The 22578-nt window shown below is 53.3% G+C and carries 22 protein-coding genes; 15 read left to right on the top strand and 7 right to left on the bottom strand.

What is annotated here, in order from left to right:
• Positions 1-306 precede the first annotated feature (306 nt).
• Both J0A66_RS20925 and J0A66_RS20930 read right to left on the bottom strand, forming a co-directional pair.
• Entirely contained in the window at positions 307-792 is a 486-nt protein-coding gene (locus tag J0A66_RS20925; protein WP_206575817.1) for a DUF2938 domain-containing protein, read from the bottom strand.
• Positions 793-800: 8 nt separating this feature from the next.
• Positions 801-1040 (bottom strand): DUF2798 domain-containing protein, encoded by a 240-nt coding sequence (locus J0A66_RS20930; RefSeq protein ID WP_206575818.1) that lies wholly within the window; start codon positions 1038-1040, stop codon positions 801-803.
• Between the two features lie 149 nt (positions 1041-1189).
• On the opposite strand from J0A66_RS20930, the gene J0A66_RS20935 reads away from it, so the two are divergent.
• A complete protein-coding gene (locus tag J0A66_RS20935) occupies positions 1190-2098 on the top strand; it encodes a LysR family transcriptional regulator (RefSeq protein ID WP_206575819.1) in 909 nt (302 codons plus the stop codon).
• 10 nt (positions 2099-2108) lie between these two features.
• On the opposite strand, the gene J0A66_RS20940 is transcribed toward J0A66_RS20935, so the two are convergent.
• The 3 genes from J0A66_RS20940 to pip form a co-directional block, all read right to left on the bottom strand.
• The gene (locus tag J0A66_RS20940; RefSeq protein ID WP_206575820.1) at positions 2109-4364 is read right to left on the bottom strand and encodes an arginine/lysine/ornithine decarboxylase; all 2256 of its coding nucleotides are present in this window, start codon (positions 4362-4364) and stop codon (positions 2109-2111) included.
• A 97-nt stretch (positions 4365-4461) separates the two neighbouring features.
• Positions 4462-5001 carry a hypothetical protein gene (locus J0A66_RS20945; RefSeq protein ID WP_206575821.1) on the bottom strand — a complete coding sequence of 180 codons (540 nt, stop codon included), beginning with the start codon at positions 4999-5001 and terminating at the stop codon, positions 4462-4464.
• A gap of 83 nt (positions 5002-5084) precedes the next feature.
• Positions 5085-5990, bottom strand: coding sequence for a prolyl aminopeptidase (pip, locus tag J0A66_RS20950; protein ID WP_206575822.1), 906 nt, complete (start codon positions 5988-5990; stop codon positions 5085-5087).
• A 247-nt stretch (positions 5991-6237) separates the two neighbouring features.
• On the opposite strand from pip, the gene J0A66_RS20955 reads away from it, so the two are divergent.
• Positions 6238-6867, top strand: a complete 630-nt coding sequence (locus J0A66_RS20955; RefSeq protein ID WP_206575823.1) for a BON domain-containing protein — start codon at positions 6238-6240, stop codon at positions 6865-6867.
• Between the two features lie 126 nt (positions 6868-6993).
• Here J0A66_RS20955 and J0A66_RS20960 read toward each other — a convergent pair whose 3' ends face one another.
• On the bottom strand, positions 6994-7854 hold the full coding sequence (locus J0A66_RS20960) for a DUF72 domain-containing protein (RefSeq protein WP_206575824.1): 861 nt from the start codon (positions 7852-7854) through the stop codon (positions 6994-6996).
• Between the two features lie 173 nt (positions 7855-8027).
• On the opposite strand from J0A66_RS20960, the gene aspS reads away from it, so the two are divergent.
• The 5 genes from aspS (at position 8028) to ruvB (ending at position 12473) form a co-directional block, all read left to right on the top strand.
• A complete protein-coding gene (gene aspS / locus J0A66_RS20965) occupies positions 8028-9788 on the top strand; it encodes an aspartate--tRNA ligase (RefSeq protein WP_206575825.1) in 1761 nt (586 codons plus the stop codon).
• Positions 9785-10243 carry a dihydroneopterin triphosphate diphosphatase gene (nudB, locus tag J0A66_RS20970; RefSeq protein WP_206575826.1) on the top strand — a complete coding sequence of 153 codons (459 nt, stop codon included), beginning with the start codon at positions 9785-9787 and terminating at the stop codon, positions 10241-10243. The genes aspS and nudB overlap by 4 nt, the downstream gene beginning before the upstream one ends.
• Before the next feature lie 3 nt (positions 10244-10246).
• Positions 10247-10771: a crossover junction endodeoxyribonuclease RuvC gene (ruvC, locus tag J0A66_RS20975; protein ID WP_206575827.1), complete on the top strand. Its 525-nt coding sequence runs from the start codon at positions 10247-10249 to the stop codon at positions 10769-10771.
• A gap of 62 nt (positions 10772-10833) precedes the next feature.
• Positions 10834-11454, top strand: a complete 621-nt coding sequence (ruvA, locus tag J0A66_RS20980; protein ID WP_206575828.1) for a Holliday junction branch migration protein RuvA — start codon at positions 10834-10836, stop codon at positions 11452-11454.
• 14 nt (positions 11455-11468) lie between these two features.
• Positions 11469-12473: a Holliday junction branch migration DNA helicase RuvB gene (gene ruvB, locus J0A66_RS20985; RefSeq protein ID WP_206575829.1), complete on the top strand. Its 1005-nt coding sequence runs from the start codon at positions 11469-11471 to the stop codon at positions 12471-12473.
• Here the strand turns inward: ruvB and J0A66_RS20990 are convergent.
• Complete coding sequence (locus tag J0A66_RS20990; protein WP_206575830.1) at positions 12470-14581, bottom strand: winged helix-turn-helix domain-containing protein; 2112 nt, start codon at positions 14579-14581, stop codon at positions 12470-12472. The two genes, ruvB and J0A66_RS20990, sit on opposite strands and share 4 nt — an antisense overlap.
• Positions 14582-14748: 167 nt before the next feature.
• On the opposite strand from J0A66_RS20990, the gene J0A66_RS20995 reads away from it, so the two are divergent.
• The 8 genes from J0A66_RS20995 to ybgF all read left to right on the top strand — a co-directional run bounded on the left by J0A66_RS20995 (position 14749) and on the right by ybgF (position 21355).
• Positions 14749-15645: a CE1 family esterase gene (locus J0A66_RS20995; protein ID WP_206575831.1), complete on the top strand. Its 897-nt coding sequence runs from the start codon at positions 14749-14751 to the stop codon at positions 15643-15645.
• A 623-nt stretch (positions 15646-16268) separates the two neighbouring features.
• Positions 16269-16673: a tol-pal system-associated acyl-CoA thioesterase gene (gene ybgC / locus J0A66_RS21000; protein WP_206575832.1), complete on the top strand. Its 405-nt coding sequence runs from the start codon at positions 16269-16271 to the stop codon at positions 16671-16673.
• Entirely contained in the window at positions 16663-17352 is a 690-nt protein-coding gene (gene tolQ, locus J0A66_RS21005; RefSeq protein ID WP_206575833.1) for a protein TolQ, read from the top strand. Before ybgC ends, tolQ begins: the two co-directional genes overlap by 11 nt.
• A gap of 8 nt (positions 17353-17360) precedes the next feature.
• A complete protein-coding gene (gene tolR / locus J0A66_RS21010) occupies positions 17361-17783 on the top strand; it encodes a protein TolR (protein ID WP_206575834.1) in 423 nt (140 codons plus the stop codon).
• Entirely contained in the window at positions 17783-18634 is an 852-nt protein-coding gene (tolA, locus tag J0A66_RS21015) for a cell envelope integrity protein TolA (RefSeq protein ID WP_206575835.1), read from the top strand. The genes tolR and tolA overlap by 1 nt, the downstream gene beginning before the upstream one ends.
• A complete protein-coding gene (gene tolB / locus J0A66_RS21020; RefSeq protein ID WP_206575836.1) occupies positions 18634-19983 on the top strand; it encodes a Tol-Pal system beta propeller repeat protein TolB in 1350 nt (449 codons plus the stop codon). The genes tolA and tolB overlap by 1 nt, the downstream gene beginning before the upstream one ends.
• Before the next feature lie 37 nt (positions 19984-20020).
• Complete coding sequence (gene pal / locus J0A66_RS21025; RefSeq protein ID WP_206575837.1) at positions 20021-20560, top strand: peptidoglycan-associated lipoprotein Pal; 540 nt, start codon at positions 20021-20023, stop codon at positions 20558-20560.
• Between the two features lie 9 nt (positions 20561-20569).
• Entirely contained in the window at positions 20570-21355 is a 786-nt protein-coding gene (ybgF, locus tag J0A66_RS21030) for a tol-pal system protein YbgF (RefSeq protein ID WP_206575838.1), read from the top strand.
• Positions 21356-22578 lie beyond the last annotated feature (1223 nt).

Genomic DNA, 22578 nt, shown 5'->3' on the forward strand with positions numbered 1-22578 from the left:
TTCGACGAAGAGCGTACAGGGGTAAAAGGCGTCTCGAAACGAGCGCGAGCGCACAGCTCGTTTAGCCTTTTACGGAAGGACAGAGGAAGCCCGACCTGGACTTTTATGAAGGCAGGAAGCCTGCAATTAAAGGGTTCACAGCGTGTCTGCCAAGGCCAATCCGGCGCTGCCTGTTACCTTCTTTATCGGGGTTCAAACTTAGGGTAAACAACCGTTGGATAAAGCTCCCGAAAGGAACTCGGGACGACGAAGAAACTTAGGGGATCCGGATAGCCTTGAGGCACTGTAGAACCTGGATTAGGTCCCCTATAGATTTAACAGCCAGGCGGACAGATACAGCCCCAAGCCAAACACCAGATGGGTGAGCAGACTCTTACTCCGGGCCTGCCAGGGGGAGGGCGCTTTACTCGCCGCCAGGCCCATGCCCAGGGCGGGTTGCATCACCAGAAAAGGCGCCAGCACCGTTACTGCACCAAACAGCAGAGCGGGGAGGAGGGTGGGCGCATCCAGCCATTTCGCCGATGTCAGCCACACCAGCGCCCCGGCAAAGACAATGCCAATGAGATAATGGACTGTCCAGCCGAGCAGGCATTCAAAGGGCTTGGCTTCGGCCTTGCCAATAGCGTTATGACGAAAGATGCCTGTGGGCATATGACCAAACCAGCGGCCCACCAGACAGAAGTTCAGCGACGGAATTGCAAATAGGCGACGTAAAAGCCAGGCCCAACCATCCATGAGCAGGGTGGCACCAATGCCGATAATTACCACGGCCCCAATGTGCTGAGTGTCCATGATTCACCTCAGGAGTTGGCCGGTTGTCTGGCAAGGACCAGCGACACCAGTTTTCTCACCACGGGCGTCACCGCGATAATAGTGGGAAAGGCGATAATAAAGGCCATGCTCCAGGCCCTGAGCCAGATGGACAGCATATTGTCCACCCAACCCAGATTAATGATGGAGATGGCCAGCGACATAATGCCGGACATCAGCAATGACATAAAAAAGGAAAACACATAACTGGCATATTTAACGGGGATCATGATGGCTTACCTTGCATAAAACGATAAACGGGTGGCTGGGCCGGTGGGCGACGGGTTCGCCTTCCCAAATCCAGCGAGGCATATCATAATCTGATTCCAATACTTCAAATAGGTGCAATTTATCAATCTTAAATTGCATAAATGGAATCATGCTCGACTATATTGCCTTGTTTATTCATGTGGTGCAGCAAGGGGGCCTGTCCAAAGCCGCCCAGGCGCTGTCACTGCCCGCGGCCACCGTGACCCGGCGTCTGCAAAAACTGGAACAAAAACTGGGCAGCCAGTTGCTACATCGTTCATCACGCCAGTTAGTCCTGACCCAGGAAGGGGAGGTGTACTATCAGGCTTATGCGCATCTGGTGGAGCAATTTGAGCAGACCCGGCAGCAACTGAGTTCAGATATGAAATCTTTACGCGGTCACCTTCGGGTACTCGCGCCGAGCAATATTTCCCACGGTTATCTGCGGCCCATGTGGATAAGTTTTACCCGGGGGTATCCGGCCATCCGGCTGGAACTGATTCTGGGCAACCAGTTGCAGGACATAGTTGCCCAACAAGCCGACTTCGCCCTGCGTATCGGTCCCCAGCCGGACTCTCAGCTGTACCAGCAGAAACTGGGGCAGATCGACAAGGTGCTGGTGGCTTCCCCGGGTTATCTGAGCATACATGGCCGGCCATCACACCCCTCAGACCTGCGCGACCACCGCCTGGTGGGCACCAATCTGTCGCCGCGCTGGCAATTGCAGACGCCAGCGGCAGGCACTGAGTTTGAGCTGTATCCCAAACTCAGTGCGCTGTCCAACGATACCGGCTTTATCAAGTACCTGGCCCTGGACGGGCAGGGCATTGCCCTGTTGCCGCTGACAGAAGTCATGGCCGAGCTTGCCACAGGCGATCTGGTGCTGGTATTGCCCGCCTGGCAGGGGGATGTCAGGGAAATCTACGCCATCTGGCCCAGCGGCCGCTTGCTTAATGAGCGGGCCAAATGCCTGCGAGACCACATCCGCCATTACCTGCGCATTCATCCCATCGGCCTGCCAAGCAATAACGCCTCCTGAGCCGTCGGTGTCAGTCCTGTTTCACCACATCCACAAAATACTGGGTCTCGCCATCGATGGTTTCACGTACCAGGCCATGGACGTCGGACTCCAAACCCGGGAAGCGGCCATTGAATTCACGCACAAACTGCAGGTACTTGACGATGGTGGCGTTATAGCGCTCGCCCGGGATTAACAGCGGTATACCCGGCGGGTAGGGGGTGACCAGCATGGCAGTGATACGGCCCTCCAGCTCGTCGATGGGTACCCGTTCCACCTTGCGGTGAGCCATATAGGACCAGGCCTCGGCCGGTGGCATGGCCGGAATAAAATCGGACAGGTACATGTCCTTGGTGATCCTGGCCACATCAAATTCCCGGTACACCTGGTGGATTTGCGTACACAGATCCTTCAGGCCCATGCGCTCATAGCGTGGCTGCTCGGCGGCGAATTCCGGCATCACCCGCCAGATGGGCAGGTTGTTGTCATAATCGTCCTTAAACTGCTGCAATTCGGTGACCAGGGAGTTCCAGCGGCCCTTGGTAATGCCGATGGTGAACATGATAAAGAACGAATACAGGCCAGTCTTTTCGATAATAATATTGTGCTCGGCCAGGTACTTGGTGACGATGGCCGCCGGAATACCCATTTCATCGAAACGACCGTGCAGATCCAGTCCCGGTGTGATGATGGTTGCCTTGATGGGATCGAGCATATTGAAGCCGGTTTCAATATCACCAAAACCGTGCCAGTTGTCGGAGTCTTTGATCACCCAGTCTTCCTGACGGGCCATACTGTCTTCGGGCAAGACGTCCGGTCCCCAAACCTTGAACCACCAGTCCTCACCAAACTCTTCATCTACCTGGCGCATGGCATGGCGAAAATTAATCGCCTCGGTCAGGGATTCTTCCACCAGGGTGCGGCCGCCCGGCGGCTCCATCATGGCCGCGGTCACATCACAGGAGGCAATAATGGCGTACTGCGGGCTGGTGGACGAGTGCATCAGATAGGACTCGTTGAAGCGGAACCGATCCAGTTTTCGCTTTTCACTGTCCTGCACCAGGATTTGCGAGGCCTGGGATAATCCCGCCAGCAGCTTATGGGTGGACTGGGTGGAAAACACCAACGGGTCTTTACTGCGCGGCCGGCCAGCTCTGATGGCATGCATGTTCTGGTAAAACTCATGGAAGGCGGCGTGGGGCAGCCAGGCCTCATCGAAATGCAGGGTATCGATGGTGTCGCCAAGGGTTTGTTTGATCTGCTCCACGTTATAGACCACCCCGTCATAGGTGCTCTGGGTCAGGGTCAGAATGCGCGGCTTCTTATTCTCGGCATTGCGGGCAAAGGGATTGGCATTGATCTTCTTCTCAATGGTTTTGGGATCGAACTCACTCTTGGGAATGGGGCCGATAATGCCGTAGTGATTGCGGGTGGGCATCAGAAATACCGGAATGGCGCCGGTCATGATAATGGAGTGCAAAATGGACTTGTGGCAGTTGCGATCCACTACCACAATGTCGCCCGGCGCCACCGTGCTGTGCCACACCACCTTGTTGGAGGTGGAGGTACCGTTGGTGACAAAAAACAAATGGTCACAGCCGAAGATACGCGCGGCATTCTGCTCACTGTCGGCCACAGGTCCGGTGTGATCAAGCAACTGGCCCAGTTCTTCCACCGAGTTGCACACATCGGCGCGCAGCATGTTCTCGCCGAAGAACTGATGGAACATCTGGCCCACCGGACTTTTTAAAAATGCCACCCCGCCAGAATGGCCCGGACAGTGCCAGGAATAGGAGCCGTCGCTGGCGTAGTCCATCAGGGCATTGAAAAAGGGTGGCGCCAGTTCGCGCAGGTACTTTTTCGCTTCACGGATAATATGCCGGGCGACGAACTCGGGGGTGTCCTCAAACATATGGATAAACCCATGTAACTCGCGCAGCACATCATTGGAGAAGTGCCGCGCGGTTTTGGTCTCGCCATACAGGAAAATCGGCACCCTGGCATTGTGGCGGCGCACTTCGCGGATAAAGTTGCCGATGGCCATCACCGCCTTGGCCACGGTTTCGTCATCGCCGGTGATAAATTCCTCATCGTCGATGGACACGATAAAGGCGGAGGCGCGACTGGACTGCTGGGCAAAGGAGGTCAAATCCCCATAGCTGGTAAAGCCCACCACTTCCATGCCTTCGGTGTCGATGGCGGTGGCCAGATCGCGAATGGCGGAGCCGGAAATATTCTCGGAGCGGAAATCTTCATCGATGATGATGATGGGAAAGCGAAATTTCATCGGGCAAACTCCCTTTGGTCTTTATGGAAGACACTTATGGTCAATTAAACAGGTAACAGTCTAGCATCCCCCTGCCATGCGCTTGGGAAGGGGAGCATCAGAGTCTCAGCAGATTGGCCGGACCGATATCCAGCGAATCGATCATGCCCAGCAAGCCCCCCACCTCGGTGCTGTGGAAAACGCAGTTGATAAAATTGTTCAGCAACCGGCTGCGCCTGGCATAGGCCAGGGTATCGAAATTCAGGTCGCTGACCTTTTCAATAACGCTCTCCGGCATGGCCAGGCGGGTGGCCAGAAACAACTGCCGGGAGGTGCGAAACTGGCGCAGCTCACGCAGAAAAAACGTGTCGCAGCCAAAACGCCGGGTACGGTTGGGGTCGTTGTGCAGTATGTAATCGGCCAGCAACAGGGCGATAAGGGTATGGTTCTCCTCCTGACTGTTGCTTTTTTGCAACAGTATCAGCGGCCTCTCGATTCTTTTACGGTTTGGGGGCACTAACACCCCTTTCTCAGGAACGTTGGCTTGCTCTATCAACAGCGCACAGCCCAGCTGTTCGGCCAGGGCGACAATATTGACAACGTCATCGCGGGTGTTGGCTTCCACCAGCGACTTGAGATATTCACCACGAGATTTCAAACAACCGACCCTCTGCCTGCACAGCAATGATTATGGCCTTCGTGCCTGACTCAGGTAAACAGGGATTTTCGAGGTACAGAAAACTAATCGGCATTGGTGGCCAGCAATAGTTCACGCAGGGCGGTAAAGTTCTGCGCCTCGGAAGCGTCGTGGGCGGCCAGTGGTGACACATGCAGACTGGCATGCTTAAGCTGGTGGCTGAGCAGCCAGGCTGACTGGATCGGACAGATAGTGTCATAGCGACCGTGCACCAGACTAATGGGGATATGCTTCAGCAGATGGGCCTGCTTGAGAATATGGTCCTCGTCAATAAATCCCCGGTTCATAAAATACCAGCTTTCCAGCATCACCATCGGCAGGCTGGATTCGGGATCGCTGAAATTCTGCAGGGTTTCCTCATTGGGCTCGATGAAGGAATTGACCGCCTCCCATCTGGCCCAATGACTGGCGGCATTGGCTCTGTCCTTGAAGGTCCCTTCTGTGACCTTGCGATAATAAGCCGAAACCGGATCATCTGCCCCCTGTATGGGAGCCATGAAATGTTCATATTCCTCAGGAAACAGCATGCTGGCACCGTTTCGGTAAAACCAGTCCAGCTCAGCCTGTCGGCACAGAAAGATCCCCCACAGAATCATTCTTTCAATATGTTCGGGGTGAGCGATGGCGTAGCAGAGGCTGAGTGTGCTGCCCCAGCTTCCTCCGGCCAGTATCAGCTTGTCGGTGCCGATGGCCTGGCGTAGCAGCTCAATGTCCTGCACCAGATTTTCGGTGCGGTTGTTTTTAAATGGGTCCTGGTAACGACTCTTGCCGCATCCCCGTTGATCCAGATAAATAACGGGGCGATTGATCCCTGCAAACAGTCGCTGGTCCTGTTCACGGCAGGCAGCGCCAGGACCGCCGTGGACAAAGAGTATGGGGGGCTGGTTGCTATTTTGTCCCTGTACCTCGTAATAAAGTTCGTGCCCCTCCCCGGTATCCAGATATGGCATGGTTCCTCCTTTTTTCATTGCAATGGTTGTCCATCCTGCCAACAGAGTATAGCGGTCTCTGAGTCATTGGAGCGGCCTGCCGGCCTAGTCTGTGGCCGGTCAGAATGCAGGAATTTCACTTCTGATGGTAAATACTGCGTTAGCGGGTGCATGGCGATGCGCGTCCGGGAGTCTCTGCCTGGTGTGCAAACTGGCATGGTTCTGGAATGGTAGTTCAGTGAGAATTAACTCAAGAAAGGAGATCCTTATGAAACGTTCAATTCTCTCTCTCGCGATGGCAACTGCACTGGTTGCCGCCACCGGCGCCCAGGCGGGTGAAGGTAAAGCCGACCAGAACAACTGGGAACGAGGCGCCAAGGATGCCTGGATAGACGGCAAAGCTGAGGCCACGCTGCTGTTCAACGGTAACCTTAATTCTTTTGATATCAATACCGACGTACAAAACGGCAAAGTGACCCTGACCGGTAAGGTAGACAAATCGGTGGATAAAAAGCTGGCTGAAGAGCTGGTGGAAGGGATTGACGGCGTCAAGGATGTGGATAATCAACTGACAATACTGTCGTCAGATGACGACATGTCTGACAGCGATGAAGGTGATATGGACTACGCCAAAAACTCTGATACAGCCGATACGGATACCACGTCAGAGCTGGTGGATGCCAAAATCGCCACTGTAATCAAGTCACGCTTCCTGTTTGATTCTGATATTTCAGGAACAGACATTGATGTGGATGTGGAAAACGGCGTGGTGACCCTGACCGGCGACGTTGGCTCCGATGCCGAGAAGCAATTGGCAGTGACCATTGCCAAGAATGCCAATGATGTCAAAGAGGTAAACGACGAGTTGAAAGTGGTTCAGGAAGTCGCTTCCCGCTAATTCCATTGCAACCTTAATAAAACCCCGGTGATAACCTCACCGGGGTTTTCTTTTTCCTGCCGGGTGGGTGCCGATGCCGACCGGTCGTCGCAAACCGGCAACAGGTCCGAAGCGGCTTTGGAGCACTTAAAACAAACTGCTTTGAGCCGCCTGGCTGGGCAGGCTGATGCGGAAGGGCGGGCAGCCCGGCCAGTCTTCAAGACACTGCTCGGCCAGCCATGGTGCCTGCTCGTTGTCTGGCATATGGAAGAACAGATAAGGGGTCTTGCCCTGTTCTATCCATTGGTCAATCTTTTGTTGCCAGCTCTGGTAGAAAGGCCGATTGGCGGGCAACTGGGGATGGCCAACAAAACGCACCACGGGCGTATCACCGGTGGCGATGACATTCACCGGCAGGCGGGGTTTCTTCTGTTTGACCTCTCCCAGTAAGCCGTCACTCCCGGCAGCAGCAAACAGGGGGCGGGTGTCCATGATGACGCGGTTGACCCCATGATCCATCAGGAGGCGATTAAATCGACGCTCGTGTTCACCCTTGGCGAAAAACGCCGGATGACGTACTTCCACCCCGTAGCGATACCGGCCCGGTAAGCGGGTGAGAAAGGCTGCCAGTCGCGGCAGATGTTCCGGAGAAAAGCTGGCGGACAGCTGCAGCATAAAGCAGCCAATCTTGTCTTGCAGTGGCTCAAAACGATCCAGAAAATCCTGACATAATTGTTCTACACCCATCAGCATGTTGTGGTGGCTGATGCTTTGGTGAAACTTGAAGCAGAAACGAAAGTGTTCCGGCACCGCCTGCCGCCAGCGTTCGATGCTGGCAGCAGAGGGAAGCTGATAAAAACTGGTGTTGCCCTCGACGGTATTAAATACCCGGCTGTAATGCATCAGGCTTTGCTCCGGCCTGCTGTCGGCCGGAAACCAGCGGCCCCGCCAGCCATCCTGGTGCCACATGGGGCAGCCCGTCATCAACTGACCGTTGTATTGCTGCATACTGGGACCTCTTCACCGAATCTGGCCGGCAGTGTAGCAAAAGGCCGTTTCCGCAGAGAAGCGCTCCTCGCATATTCACGCGGTTTGGGTATACTAGGCGCCCTTTGGTTTTCCTCATTTTTCGCCGCCGGAATCAGGGCGGCTGGTACAGAAGAATTAACAGGTGTTTTTCCATGCGCACAGACTATTGCGGCAATATCAATGCATCGTATATCGGACAGGAAGTGACCCTCACAGGGTGGGTTAATCGACGTCGGGATCTGGGAGGCGTTATCTTTCTAGACCTGCGCGACCGCCAGGGAATAGTGCAGGTGGTTTACGATCCCGATCTGGCCGAGGTGTTTGAGCAGGCCAACAAGGTGCGTAACGAATTCTGCGTGCAGATCCAGGGCCTGGTGCGTCCCCGCCCGGAAGGGCAGGTCAACCGGGAGATGAGCACGGGCGAAATCGAAATCCTGGGCAAAGGTCTGACCGTGTTAAATAAGGCCGCCCCGCTGCCGCTGGATTTCAATCAGGAAAACTCCGAAGAGCAACGCTTAAAGTATCGTTACCTGGATCTGCGCCGGCCGCTGATGACCCAGCGCCTGATGTTTCGCGCCAAAGTAACAGGCGCGGTGCGCCGTTACCTGGAAAATGAAGGCTTTCTGGATATCGAAACCCCCATTCTTACCAAGGCGACCCCGGAAGGGGCACGGGATTATCTGGTACCTAGCCGCACCCATAAAGGCGAGTTCTTTGCGCTGCCCCAGTCGCCTCAGTTGTTCAAGCAGTTGCTGATGATGTCCGGTATGGACCGCTACTACCAGATCGTCAAATGTTTCCGCGACGAGGATCTGCGCGCTGACCGTCAGCCGGAATTTACCCAGATCGATATCGAGACCTCCTTTCTGGACGCCGATGGCGTGATGGCGATTACCGAAGGGATGATTCGTTCACTCTTCAAGGAACTGCTCCATGTGGAGCTGGGCGACTTCCCGCGTATGACTTACGCCGAAGCCATGCAACGTTTTGGCAGTGACAAGCCCGATTTGCGCAACCCGCTGGAACTGGTGGACGTGGCCGATCTGGTCAAAAACGTGGAGTTCAAGGTGTTCAGCGGCCCGGCCAACGATTCCAAAGGTCGGGTTACAGTGATCAAGGTGCCTGGCGGCGCCAGCCTGTCACGCAAACAGCTTGATGATTACGGTAATTTTGTCGGTATTTACGGGGCCAAGGGGCTGGCCTGGTTAAAGGTGAATGACAAAGCTGCCGGCTTGGATGGATTGCAATCACCCATCCTCAAGTTTCTCGGCGAAGAAGTGGCCAGCGCCCTGCTGGAAAGAACCGGCGCACAAAGCGGCGATATCCTGTTGTTCGGAGCTGACAATAAAACCGTGGTGACCGAAGCCCTGGGCGCCCTGCGCCTGAAGCTTGGCGAGGATCTGGGCCTGTTGCAGGGTGACTGGCGTCCCCTGTGGGTCGTGGACTTCCCCATGTTTGAGGAAGCGGATGGTCAACTGCATGCCCTGCATCATCCCTTCACCTCTCCCCGTGACCTGTCGGCAGAGCAGTTGGCGGCCGATCCGCAGAACGCCGTCTCCAATGCCTATGACATGGTGCTAAACGGGGTGGAGCTGGGCGGGGGATCGGTGCGTATCCACGACCAGGCCATGCAGGCCGAAGTGTTTCGTATCCTGGGGATCAGCGATGAAGAGGCCCAACTTAAGTTCGGGTTCCTGCTTGAGGCGCTCAGGTACGGTGCGCCGCCCCATGCCGGCCTGGCCTTTGGTCTGGATCGGATGGTGATGTTGATGACCGGCGCTACCTCCATCCGTGATGTGATGGCCTTCCCCAAAACGACCACCGCTGCTTGTCCGCTGACGGATGCGCCCTCACCGGCCAATCCTGACGCCCTCAGGGAACTGGCCATACAGACCGTTAAACCGGCTGAATGAGGTATAAGCTGCCAAAATCCGTGCTGGTGATCATTTATGATGAGCGCCGGCACGTATTGGTCATGCAGCGCCTGGATGATTCCAATTTCTGGCAATCCGTGACCGGCTCCATGGAGCCGGATGAGACGCCTGCCGAAACGGCGCAGCGTGAAGTCCGGGAAGAAACCGGCATTGATATTGACGCCCATGGTTACCCGCTGCTGGATTGCGGTGAACAACACCAGTATGAGATACGCCCACAGTGGCGGCACAGATATGAGCCCGGCGTTACCCTCAATACCGAGTACCTGTTTTATCTGCAGGTCAGAAGCGGCCAGCCGGTGCAACTGACAGAGCACAGTGATTATGTCTGGTTGCCTGCGACTGAGGCGGCGCAAAAGGTATGGTCCGCCACCAATAAAAATGCCATTCTGGATTTGTTGAAAACGGGCTTTGCAGAACAAAGAAGCGATTGAATCATGGCCATTATTCTGGGCATTGATCCCGGCTCCAGACTCACAGGATACGGACTGTTGCGCCAGGTCGGCAGCAAGTTCGAATACCTGGGCAGTGGCTGTATCCGCCTGCCAGACGGCGAGTTGCCAGGGCGTCTGCAACAGATTTTCAATGGCGTTACTGAGTTGATCAGCCAGTTCCAGCCGGATCAGATGGCAGTGGAGCAGGTATTCATGGCGCGCAATCCGGATTCGGCCTTGAAACTTGGTCAGGCCAGAGGCGCAGCTATCGTGGCGGGGACCAATCAGGGCCTGCCGGTGTTTGAGTATTCAGCCAGACAAATCAAACAGGCAGTAGTGGGCAAGGGCAGTGCCAGCAAAGAGCAGGTGCAACATATGGTCACTTACCTGCTGAAGCTCCCAGGCCGGCCCCAGGCCGATGCCGCCGATGCTCTGGCCGTGGCTCTGTGCCACGGACATACCCAGCAAAGCCTGATCAAGCTGGCCGGCCAGGCCAGTAAAACGGTCCGCGGCCGGTTAAGAAAATAATTTAATATCACGCAGAGGCACTGCGGTCACCGTGTGAGACAGTATTTACAGCAGGAACAACAATGATAGGTCGTATTCGAGGGGTATTAATCGAAAAGCAGCCGCCGGAGGTTCTGATTGAAGCGGCCGGGGTGGGGTATGAGATCCAACTCCCCATGACCAGTTTCTATCAGTTGCCGGAGCTGGGGCAGGAAGCCACCGTCTATACCCATTTTGTGGTGCGCGAAGATGCTCAGCTCTTGTTTGGTTTTGCCAGCAAGTCCGAGCGGGCCCTGTTCCGTGAGCTGATCAAGGCCAACGGTGTCGGCCCCAAGCTGGCCCTGACGATTCTCTCCGGCATGTCGGCCAGTCAGTTCGTGTTTTGCGTGCAGCATCAGGACGTCAACGCCCTGATTAAACTGCCGGGAGTCGGGCGCAAGACGGCCGAGCGGCTGCTGGTGGAGATGAAAGACAGGCTGGCGCACTTTATGGGTGAGGATCCCAGGGGAAGCAGTATTGCCTCTTCACCCGGCAAGATAGAGAATACCTTCGTGGTGTCCAACGATCCCAAGGACGAGGCCATCAGCGCCCTGGTGGCCCTGGGGTACAAATTACCTGTGGCCACTAAAACCGTGGACACTCTGTACCGGGACGGGATCAGCAGCGAAGTGCTGATACGCGACGCCCTGCGTTCCATGCTTTAAAACAAGGGTAAAAGATGATTGAAGCCGACCGTCTGGTCCAGCCCGCAGCCAGTTCAGAAGATGAAGTGATCGATCGCGCTATCCGGCCAAAGTTGCTGGCGGATTACACTGGCCAGGACCATGTACGAGAGCAGATGGAGATCTTTATCCAGGCGGCCAGAAATCGCCAGGACGCCCTGGATCATCTGCTGATTTTCGGCCCGCCAGGGTTGGGCAAAACCACTCTGGCCAATATCGTCGCCAACGAGATGGGGGTGAATATCAAGACCACCTCCGGCCCGGTACTGGAAAAGGCCGGTGATTTGGCGGCGCTACTGACCAACCTGGAGGAGCATGATGTCCTCTTTATCGATGAAATACATCGTCTGAGTCCGGTGGTGGAAGAAATCCTTTATCCGGCCATGGAGGATTATCAACTGGATATCATGATAGGGGAGGGCCCGGCGGCCCGCTCCATCAAACTGGAATTACCCCCTTTTACCCTGGTGGGGGCAACCACCCGGGCCGGCTCACTGACCTCCCCCCTGAGAGACAGGTTTGGCATAGTCCAGCGGCTGGAATTCTACAATGTCAGGGACCTGACTCAGATTGTGAAGCGTTCGGCCAGCTACCTGAATCTTCAGTTGGATGATGAGGGCGCCCTGGAAGTGGCCAGGCGGGCCCGTGGCACCCCCCGTATTGCCAATCGGTTGCTAAGGCGGGTCCGGGACTACGCCGAGGTCAAGGCCAATGGCTTGATCAGCGCCCTGGTGGCCGCCCAGGCGCTGGATATGCTGGATGTGGATAAGGAAGGCTTCGATTATATGGATCGCAAGCTGCTCAACGCCATTATCGACAAGTTCAACGGCGGGCCTGTTGGCCTGGATAATTTAGCCGCTGCCATCGGTGAAGAAAAAGACACCATTGAGGATGTCATCGAACCTTTTCTGATCCAGCAGGGCTTTTTGCAACGCACCCCACGAGGCCGTATAGCCACCCAGCGGGCGTTTTTGCATCTGGGGTTTGATGTTCGAACTTAATCCTGGGTGACGTCTAACCGATAGATATCACTTTGCAATTCGTTTAAGTGGGTGTAAAACAAGCGCTTTCCGTTGTCAGATACCGAGTACTGATGGATAAAACCCTGCGGGACAGGCCAGAGAATTCTGGCTTTACCCCCACTCCAGGGGTGCAGATACAGGCCTGGAACCTCTCCCAGCCTTTGATAATAAACCAAGCCTTGATCGATAATTTGCCAGTTTCGCCAGTTAATCTTTTCCACATCTTGTGAGATAAATTCTTCAGAACCGTCACTGAGGTCTAATTGCCACAAACCGTCCTGATGAAATTTTGTCAGAAATAGTTCTTTGCCATTTTTGTGCAGCAAGCCACTGTAGCCGCCGTTCTGAGTCAACTGGATGTTATTCTTTGTGGCAATATCATATTTTCGCAGCTGCCAGTCGCCGCTGCTGTTTGTACCGTAAATAACTGATTGGCCGTCTCCGGACCAGTTCGCCGCATAGGCTTTGGCGGACTCGTCTAACAACTGAGCCATCTCGCCACTATCGACGTCGAGTGTATAAAGTGCACCGTTATGTTGAAACAACAACAGTTTGTCATCAGCAGACCAGGAAAACTGAGTTGATTCTAATTTGAAGGGCAACTTTGACAACTGCCGTTCCTGTTTCTGGCTATCCCGGAGCCAGAATTCGTATTGACCAGTACGATCTGAGACAAAAGCAAGGGCTTGTCTGGTATTGGACCATCGGGGCATCATATCCAGCTTACTGGAATCTATCAGACGGTACGCTTGTCCTTTCTGGTCTTTTGTCCAGATATCTGTATCTCGCAAGTGGCCGCTGATAAACAGAGACTGGTCATTCGCTGCTACGGCAAACGAATCGATATACTTGCCCATATGGAAAGCACTGGTTGACTGTTGGCTCGCAAGATCAAGGTAATACAACTCATTTCCTACACTGTAATAAAGGGCAGGAGAATAGTTTGCCCAGGCGATTTGAGGAATACGTCCACTCACGGTGATATCGTGGGAAACCAGGCCGTTGGTGCTGTCTTTGATCAGAATTCGAGTTTGCTGATTCTCACGATATTGCAGGATCACCAGTTGACCTGCATTGTTAGCTGCCACAAAGTAATCTCCAAGAAGATTATTTTGAGTAGGCGGTAAAGACAATTGATGCTTACTCTTGGTCGATAAATGATAGCGGTAAATAGAATAAGGCTGGGCGTTACTGGTCCGTTCAGCATAGAAAAAACTGTCGTTATCCATCGACCAATCCAATACAGGGTCAGAACTGGGCTCGCATTCAAACAGCTCTTTTTCCGTGCCCTCTGAGACTTCTGTATTCTTAAATTCCAGTAACATCAAGTGACAACTGGTTTGTCCTGTCTCTGTCCTGTAGCGAACAAATAGTAAACTCTTTCCGTCAGGGCTCCATCTTGGCCTTCTGTCCCAGGCCTGATCCTGGGTTAAGGCTATTTGTTCCTTTGTAGACAGATCTCTAAGGTAAAGGTGGCTGAAGGAAGTCTGTGATGTCTGATATACAAATGCCAGCTTGTTGCCGTCAGGAGAAAGATGAGGTTGGCGTGAGCGGCCTTTAAAGCTGGTTATGCTCTTTGGAGTGGAAAGCTTAATTGGCTCCGATCCTACAGGGGCAATAGGCTCGTTGAATAACAGGACCACCGTCGTGAGGGAAGCCAATAGTAATACTACGGCCACAGTTACTGTCACGTTAAGGAATGTTTGTCTGGAGGCCGCCTTATTCTTTTTATCGACAGGTGTTGAGTCTGGTAAAACCAATTCAATAGGGATAACAAATCGATAGCCGAGGCGTGGCACTGTCACCACGAAATCCAGCTTTTCGTCTATATTGGCAAGAAATTTTCGTAGCTGAGAAATGGCTCGATTGATAGCGTTTTCACTCACTATCCGTCCCAACCATACTTTTTCGATTAACAAGTCTCTGGTAATCAGCTCATTGGGATACTGACAAAACAGTATCAGTAAATCGAACACCTTGGGTTCACAGCTATAGCTTTTTCCCTGAATATGAATCTGGCGTTCCTGTACATCGACAGTGGCACCGGCAATGTCAAACAATGTGGGTAGAGGGCGCGCGTCCTGCATCGTGTCCGACTGATATTGGCCTGGGTAACAGGCTTATACCTTAATCACCTATTCATCACAACTTCATCATCCTTTATGAGTTGCCTGTCTTGTAAAGCCTCCGCACTCTCTTGTCAGTTTAAATAAATGCATCCGGATGGGGCCGAGATGTATCAATGGAGTGCTTTATGAAATCATCAAAAAACTTACAACTTTCCCTGCTTGCTACCTTAATATTGAGCGCTTGTGGTGGTTCCTCATCGGACTCTAAGCCAGTGCCACCTCCAGCGGGTGAAGCATCAGCTTGTGGGACTATTTCCACCACTCAGACATGTGCTGCTGTAGACGGAGCCTTTGGAAAAGGGCTCTATATCCTGGAAAAGCCAGCGAATACCGCCAATGCCCCCATTTTGATTGGCTTACATGGCGCCCCGGGCAGCCCCAACGAGTTAAATGCCTATCTCCACGTTACTGATATGGCTGCATCTGAAGGTTATCTTGTTGCTTTGCCATTTGGGGCAGGGAACTGGGGTTGGAGTAGCCAGATTGAAAATGATGGAATACTGAGTAAGGATTCACAATTCATGCAGGCGCTTGTCGATGATTTGGTTGAGAAGCATCAGGGGGACCGCAGCAGAGTTTTCGTTTTAGGATATTCAGCAGGCGGCTTTATGGCGTATCAGCTGGCCTGCGAGATTCCTGAGCAGTTTGCCGGCCTGATATCTATTGCCGGGCAGATCCGTGGGACTATAGAGAACTGTCAGCCAGCAACAGGAGTGGCGATACATCATATTCACGGTTTATCAGATCTTGACGTTCCTTTTGAAGGTCGGGCGGATGGTATCGCAAGTGTCCAGGAGACAATGACGCATTTTGCTCAAATCAACCGGTGTGCCAATAATACTGAAGATTGGCAGGAGGCAGGCCTGACTACTGATAATAAAGCCGCAAACACAGCAGCGTACCAAGGGTGCCTGAACCAGCTCAAACTCACGACAATAGAACGTACCGGCCACAGACCTGCATTCGAGATGACAGTGCTACACAATTTGATAGGTGCCTTTATCAGCGAGCATGAGCAGTAGCCTAATATTGTTGGAAATCACGCAAAAAAAGCCCGCCAATAAGGCGGGCAAAGCAACAAGTGTTGAAGGAAAAGGAAACCCTTTCCAGGGAACATGTCAACAGGAGATGTGACAAGTGCATCTGGGCAAGAAGATGATACATCGTGCGCTAGCTCAGAATACGCTGCGTATTTTAGGCATTTGCCGGCCCCGCACAACTGAGTTTTTTTTGCAGAATGGGATTAGTAAAAGTAATGTGTAAGCGGAATGTATAATTCCCCCTTTGCCATCTTTTGGTAATAATGCTCCTTCAGCCCTTTAAAAATGTGATGTTTCTGATTTGGGTGAATATTGAACGATTAAAAAACCTATTGCCACCTGGCGCAGTGGAAACATTTTCACCTTAACTGGGTATTTATTCATTGAGGATGAAATATTCTGCTGGGGCTATTTCTTTTCCCCCGGCCATATGAGCAAATAGCCAGCTTCGGCTGCTCCCTTCGAAAGACCCGGATTTTGGGTATGAATTTTCATCAGTTGAGACAGATAACCTCTGACAGCAGGCGGTTTGGCTTGGTATCCTGCCCATCAGATGGTAGCGTTGCTAACAAACAATACTTGCAGGTACCAGGAGGGCGCTTCAAGTGATCACTCACAGCCACGATATCCGGGTGTATTATGAAGATACGGATGCGGGCGGCATCGTCTATTACGCCAACTACCTCAAGTTTCTGGAAAGAGCGCGAACGGAATGGTTGCGCTCACTGGGAATAGAACAGGACAGCCTGTTGGAACAAAGCCTGGGTTTTGTCGTCAAACGGGTGGAAATAGACTATCAGGCCGCCGCCAGATTCAATGAGTTGTTGAGAGTTGAATCACAGCTTGTAGAATTAAAGCGCGCCAGTTTGCTGTTTCAGCAAAGTATTTTAAATCATAACAATAGAAGCTTGGTAAGCGCGAAGGTCAGGGTGGCTTGCGTGGATCTTGTCAATATGAGACCCATGCCTATTCCAGCCTTTATTTTAGGGGAACTAACCAGTGTCAGGTGAAATGTCTTTCTTTGGCCTGTTTTGGCAGGCCAGTCTTCTTGTCAAACTCGTGATGATCTTATTATTGGCGACCTCTGTGGTGTCCTGGGCGTTTATTTTCCAACGCAGTAAGGCCCTCAAGGAAGCCCGTCTTGAAGTACGCAAGTTCGAGGATAAATTCTGGTCCGGCGGCGATCTGAACCGCCTGTTCCAGGAAATCTCCGCGCGTGCCCAGGTTTCCGGCATGGCCAGCCTGTTTGTCGCCGGCTTCAAGGAGTTTGCCCGACTGCGCAAGGGCGGTGGCGCCTCGCCACAGGCCGTGATGGACGGAACGTATCGCGCCATGCGGGTCTCCCTGTCCCGTGAAGTGGATGCTCTGGAAAGCCATTTGCCGTTTCTGGCCACAGCCGGTTCCATCAGCCCCTATATCGGCCTGTTTGGAACGGTCTGGGGCATCATGAATGCCTTTATCGCTCTGGGCGAAGTGCAGCAAGCCACCCTTTCAATGGTGGCGCCGGGGATTGCCGAGGCGCTGATCGCCACGGCCATGGGTTTGTTCGCCGCCATTCCTGCAGTTATCGCCTACAACAGATTCAGCCACCAGGTAGAAAAGCTGGAAAACAGCTACGCCAATTTCATGGAAGAGTTCTCCAGCATCCTGCATCGTCAGTCCCACGCCAGCGTTGAGCAGGTTGCTTAGGAGGGCGCATGTACGAGAGAAAACGCCGCAAGCCCGTATCGGAAATCAATGTCGTTCCTTATATCGACGTGATGCTGGTGCTGTTGATTATCTTTATGGTGACAGCGCCTCTGATCACACAGGGGGTGAAGGTGGAACTGCCCAAGGCCTCAGCCGAGGCGTTGTCTGAAGACAGCAAGCCGCCCATGGTGGCCTCAGTCAATGCCGAAGGCGAATATTTCCTCAACGTCGGCAACAGTCAGGACACCCCCATGTCAGCCGAAGATCTGGCTGTGCTGGTGGCCAAACAACTGCAACAGGAACCAGACACCCCTGTGGTTGTAAAAGGGGATGGTCGGGTACCGTACAACGAGGTGGTTCAACTGATGGTACTGCTGCAACGGGCGGGTGTGCCTTCGGTAGGCCTGATGACGGATTCATCGGAGCAGTAATGGGCAACTTCAAGGGGCCGCTGGTCACCTCAGGAGCGCTGCATCTGGGCTTGTTCGTGATGCTGATGGCGGGCGATATCTTCAGCTCGCCGCCGCCCATCCCTGAGGCGTTGGATGTCAATGTGGTGCAGGCTGTCGCCATAGATCAGGCTGCGGTGGAAGAATATTACCAACGTATAGAAGACAAGAAAGAAGCGGTGCGCCGAGCCGAGCAGCAGAAGATAGAAGAGGCTCAGCGCAAGGCCAGGGAGGTCGAGCAGAAGCGCCAGCAGCAACTGGAAGACAAGCGCCGTGCGGAGGCCGCTGCCGCCGATGCCTTGCGCAAGAAGAAAGAACAAGAAAAAAAGGCCGAGGAAGAGCGTAAACGCAAAGAGCAGGAGCGCCTTAAGGCGGAAAAAGAAGCCAAAGAGCGTAAGGAAAAAGAAGAAAAAGAACGTAAGGAGCGTGAACGCAAGGCCGCTGAAGAGGAACGTAAGCGTAAAGAGGCCGCCGAGCGGGCTGAGCAGGAAAGGCAGATGCAGGAGCAGCTTCAGGCCGAACAACAGGCGAGAGCCAGGGCCCGCAGCCGTCAGGTATTGTCTGAGCTGCAGAAGTACACAGCGCTTATCAAGCAGACTATCCAGCGTCATCTGATAGTCGATGCTTCAATGAAGGGTAAATCCTGTCGCCTGAATATCCGCCTGGCCTCCAATGGCCTGGTAACACAGGTATCGGTGCTGCAGGGGGATGCCATCCTGTGCCGTGCGGCTCAAACCGCCGTATACCGGGCAGAGACGTTGCCCGTCTCACCCGAGCCGGATGTATTTGAACAACTTAGAAATATTAACTTAACCGTAGAGCCAAACCTGTGATGAAGAGACTCTTATTTGCCATGTTGGTTGTTGCCTGCAGTTTCAGCAGTCAGGCGACCCTGGAAATTGTGATTACCGAAGGAATAGACACCGCCCGTCCCATAGGCATTGTGCCCTTTAAATGGAAAGGACCAGGGGTTATGCCCGAGCGCATTGCCGAAGTGATTGCTGCGGACCTGACCCGTAGTGGTAAGTTCCGCCCTGTTGATACCGCTAATATGCCGCAGTTTCCCGGCAGTGACGCCGAAGTGGATTATGCCGCCTGGTCTGCCAAGGGGGTGGAAGCTATCCTCGTTGGCAAGGTGGAGCAGGAGTCGGTGGATCGCTATACCGTGTCGTTCGAACTGATCGACGTGATACGTGGCCAGATTACCGGGGGCAAGGCGCAGATGCTCAGCAACGGCAAACTGGTCAGTAGCAATGATCATCTGCTGGCCAACCGCCAGCATGTCATCGACGGCAACAGTTTTCGTCAGCATGGCCACCGGATTTCCGACATCGTCTATGAAAAGCTCACGGGAGAAAGGGGCGCCTTTTTGACTCGTATTGCCTATGTCATCGTCAGAGACCGGCAAAAAGAGCAATTTCCCTATCAGTTGGTTGTCGCCGACTATGACGGCGTTAACGAAACCGTCCTGCTACGCTCCAAGGAACCGCTGATGTCGCCGGTCTGGTCACCGGATGGCACCAAGCTGGCCTATGTGAGTTTCGAAAATCAGCGCTCACAAATTTATATCCAGGACATCTACACCATGAGCCGGACCCGGCTGACCGATTTCCCCGGCATCAACAGCGCGCCGCAATTCTCACCAGACGGCAAGCAAATGGCAATGGTGCTGTCCAAGGACGGGAATCCTGATATCTACATCATGGATTTGGCCAGCCGTCAATTGCGGCAACTGACAGATAGTAGAAATATCGATACCGAACCCAGTTGGACGCCAGACGGGCAAAACATTATCTTTACTTCAGAACGGGGTGGTAAACCTCAGTTATATCGCGTAAATTTATCATCGGGAAAGATTCGTCGGCTCACTTTTGAGGGCGATATGAATCTGGGTGGAACCGTCGCACCCAATGGTAAAGAATTGGTCATGGTCAACCGGACCAATGGCAATTACCACATTGCCAGGCTGGATATGGACAGCGGCTTGATGCAGGTGCTCACTAAAACCTATTTGGATGAGTCACCCAGTATTGCGCCAAATGGCAGTATGATAATATACAGTACCTTGCATAACAGAAAGCAAGTGCTATCGCTGGTTTCGCTGGATGGGCGCTTCAAGGCAAGATTACCTGCCGCCGATGGACAGGTTAAATCGCCAAGTTGGTCGCCTTTTTTAATGTAATTAGTTTCTACCTTTGAAAAAAATAAGGAACTCGAGAATGCAACTTAACAAAGTATTCAAGGGCATGATTATTGCTCTACCTGTCATCACCCTGATGGCTTGTTCTTCCAGCAGCCAGGTTGAGGATCAGGCGGCGGCCACTAATCAGGCCCAGACCACCACGGATCAGGATTCCTCCGTTCAGACCGGTACCGTTGAACGGGTTAAATCTGCAGAAGAAATCAAGCGTGAAGAGCTCGACGCGTTGCAAAACCAGCAGATGGTTTATTTCGATTTTGACCGTTCTACCATCGATTCCCAGTACTACAGCATCCTGGACAAGCATGCGGCTTTCCTGGTCAAAAATCCCAGCGAGACCGTTACCATCGAAGGACATGCCGACAGCCGTGGCACACCTGAGTACAACATCGCCCTGGGTGAGCGACGCGCCAAGTCCATTGCCACCTATATGCAAAATGCAGGTGTCAGCAGCTCTCAGATCTCTGTCGTCTCTTATGGCGAAGAGAAGCCTCTGGATAGCAGCATGACGGAAGCGGCCTTCGCCAAGAACCGTCGTGGCGTGCTGGTTTACAGATAAGATAACGGCATGATCCTACGCAGTCTTACTGTTGCATGTCTCATTGCGGGAGCTCCGGTTTATGCCCAGGCTCCCGTTTCCGATGTGACCTCAGGCAGCCTCAGCACCCGTATGGCTGCCCTGGAACGCATGGTTGAGGCCCGAGCCAATGCCCAGCACAGTGTGCAGGAGCAGTTGGATCTGTTACAGAATGAGGTCAATGAATTGCGCGGCGCCGTGGAGCTGCACAGCCACAAGCTGGAGCAGATCCTGGAACGCCAGCGTGAGCTTTACCTGGAAATCGACAAACGCATGGAAGCCGTGTTGGCCAATTCTGCCAATCAGATGACCATGATGTCCCAGCAACAGCAACAAGGTACCTATCAGGCACCCACTCCCCAGTCGACGCCTTCTTCTTCTCAACCCGCCGGGGTAGGGGAGAACGAAGCCTATGACCGGGCAGTGAACCTGATACTGCGTGACAAACGTTATGATCAGGCGATACCTGAGTTTGAAGCTTTTTTGCAGTCTTATCCCAACTCAGAGTACGCTGCCAATGCGCACTACTGGCTGGGGCAGTTGCTGTTTAACAAACAGGAATGGGCTGCCTCGTCGGCGCATTTTGACAAAGTTGTGAACCGCTACACCGATTCCAACAAACGCGCCGACTCCCTGTTGAAACTGGGTATGATTGCTCAGAATCAGTCCAACCTGGCAAGAGCCCAACAGCTCTTTGAGCAGGTCATCAGAGAATACCCTGATACTTCGGCAAGGAAACTGGCCGAACCCAGGCTGCGGGCGCTTAAGGCCAACTGACTGGACGCTTGACTCCTCAATAGAACGCCGGCTTTGTCCGGCGTTTTTTTGTTTGGGGGCAGAAAGAGGGTTATCAGATCTTTGCCCCGTCGTCCCCCCGTTATGTTTTCGGGAGCTTGGTCAAACTACCGGCTTATTAAAAGTCGAATGTCTCAATGCGGGGCGAGGTACTGTGACTGACAAGGCTGGCGTTAAGGATATTGTGCTGGATTGCAGTATATGGCTTGTATTTTCCCCCGCACGAGGTGCGTGGCAGGCTATGCGGGCTCCGCCGGCATGGTTGTCTGGAACAACCATCAACAGCTTTAGCTGGTCCGCAGGACGAACCACATGGAGGTGGCGAGTAAAATGCGGCGATCCACCAAGATTTGCCTGGAGCAAATCAGAACAGCGTTAGCTGGCCTGCGTAGCAGGTGAACTACAGGGAGGTAGTGAATAAATTCGTTCCGGACGAATTTGTATTCCGGACTTCCTGTCCTCCACCCTTCGGGTCATCCTCGTTCCTCCGATGTTCTTAAACGCTCCTGGCGTTTTAGTCGAACCGTGCTGGCTACTCGGGCTATCCATGCCCTCGCCCTGACGGGCCGCCTAAGAGGCTGGGGGCAACGTCATCCTGAAATTTTTTCAGGATCTCTCTCAAACACTGGTTTTTCAATCGTTTAACGTTTCAATTAGGTACTTTGTTTGGCAGGGCTGGTATTGAGCATGTTGTGCTGGATTACAAAATACGTCCTGTATTTTGCCCTTCGGGCCATCGCCATACGACGGCGATGTTCCACCAAGATTTGCCTGGAGCAAATCAGAACAGCGTTAGCTGGCCTGCGTAGCAGGTGAACTACAGGGAGGTAGTGAATAAATTCGTTCCGGACGAATTTGTATTCCGGACTTCCTGTCCTCCACCCTTCGGGTCATCGTCGTTCCTCCGATGTTCTAAAACGCTCCTGGCGTTTTAGTCGAACCGCGCTGGCTACTCGGGCTGTCCATGCCCTCGCCCTGACGGGCCGCCTTGCAGGCGTTCAAATTCATTCCAGATGAATTTGTCTCACCCCACACGACCATCGTGCTAGGTGCTGATTCTTGAGGTGTTCTTGAGTCTGGCTCTTCATCATTAACGGGGGACATCAGCATTCATTAAACTGATTTTGCGAAGATCATTTAATGGAGATAAGCCGATGTCCCACGCAGGTGCCATTTTAGGCATAACTGAACTAGAAATCGAACGA

It is taken from the genome of Bowmanella dokdonensis (assembly GCF_017254865.1).
GTDB classification, from domain to species: domain Bacteria; phylum Pseudomonadota; class Gammaproteobacteria; order Enterobacterales; family Alteromonadaceae; genus Bowmanella; species Bowmanella dokdonensis.

Bases quoted from the DNA above. Each gene is read 5' to 3' on its own strand.
- J0A66_RS20925 (WP_206575817.1), bottom strand. From the start codon at position 792: ATGGACACTCAGCACATTGGGGCCGTGGTAATTATCGGCATTGGTGCC.
- J0A66_RS20930 (WP_206575818.1), bottom strand. From the start codon at position 1,040: ATGATCCCCGTTAAATATGCCAGTTATGTGTTTTCCTTTTTTATGTCA.
- J0A66_RS20935 (WP_206575819.1), top strand. From the start codon at position 1,190: ATGCTCGACTATATTGCCTTGTTTATTCATGTGGTGCAGCAAGGGGGC.
- J0A66_RS20940 (WP_206575820.1), bottom strand. From the start codon at position 4,364: ATGAAATTTCGCTTTCCCATCATCATCATCGATGAAGATTTCCGCTCC.
- pip (WP_206575822.1), bottom strand. From the start codon at position 5,990: ATGCCATATCTGGATACCGGGGAGGGGCACGAACTTTATTACGAGGTA.
- J0A66_RS20955 (WP_206575823.1), top strand. From the start codon at position 6,238: ATGAAACGTTCAATTCTCTCTCTCGCGATGGCAACTGCACTGGTTGCC.
- J0A66_RS20960 (WP_206575824.1), bottom strand. From the start codon at position 7,854: ATGCAGCAATACAACGGTCAGTTGATGACGGGCTGCCCCATGTGGCAC.
- aspS (WP_206575825.1), top strand. From the start codon at position 8,028: ATGCGCACAGACTATTGCGGCAATATCAATGCATCGTATATCGGACAG.
- nudB (WP_206575826.1), top strand. From the start codon at position 9,785: ATGAGGTATAAGCTGCCAAAATCCGTGCTGGTGATCATTTATGATGAG.
- ruvC (WP_206575827.1), top strand. From the start codon at position 10,247: ATGGCCATTATTCTGGGCATTGATCCCGGCTCCAGACTCACAGGATAC.
- ruvA (WP_206575828.1), top strand. From the start codon at position 10,834: ATGATAGGTCGTATTCGAGGGGTATTAATCGAAAAGCAGCCGCCGGAG.
- ruvB (WP_206575829.1), top strand. From the start codon at position 11,469: ATGATTGAAGCCGACCGTCTGGTCCAGCCCGCAGCCAGTTCAGAAGAT.
- J0A66_RS20990 (WP_206575830.1), bottom strand. From the start codon at position 14,581: ATGCAGGACGCGCGCCCTCTACCCACATTGTTTGACATTGCCGGTGCC.
- J0A66_RS20995 (WP_206575831.1), top strand. From the start codon at position 14,749: ATGAAATCATCAAAAAACTTACAACTTTCCCTGCTTGCTACCTTAATA.
- tolR (WP_206575834.1), top strand. From the start codon at position 17,361: ATGTACGAGAGAAAACGCCGCAAGCCCGTATCGGAAATCAATGTCGTT.
- tolA (WP_206575835.1), top strand. From the start codon at position 17,783: ATGGGCAACTTCAAGGGGCCGCTGGTCACCTCAGGAGCGCTGCATCTG.
- tolB (WP_206575836.1), top strand. From the start codon at position 18,634: ATGAAGAGACTCTTATTTGCCATGTTGGTTGTTGCCTGCAGTTTCAGC.
- pal (WP_206575837.1), top strand. From the start codon at position 20,021: ATGCAACTTAACAAAGTATTCAAGGGCATGATTATTGCTCTACCTGTC.
- ybgF (WP_206575838.1), top strand. From the start codon at position 20,570: ATGATCCTACGCAGTCTTACTGTTGCATGTCTCATTGCGGGAGCTCCG.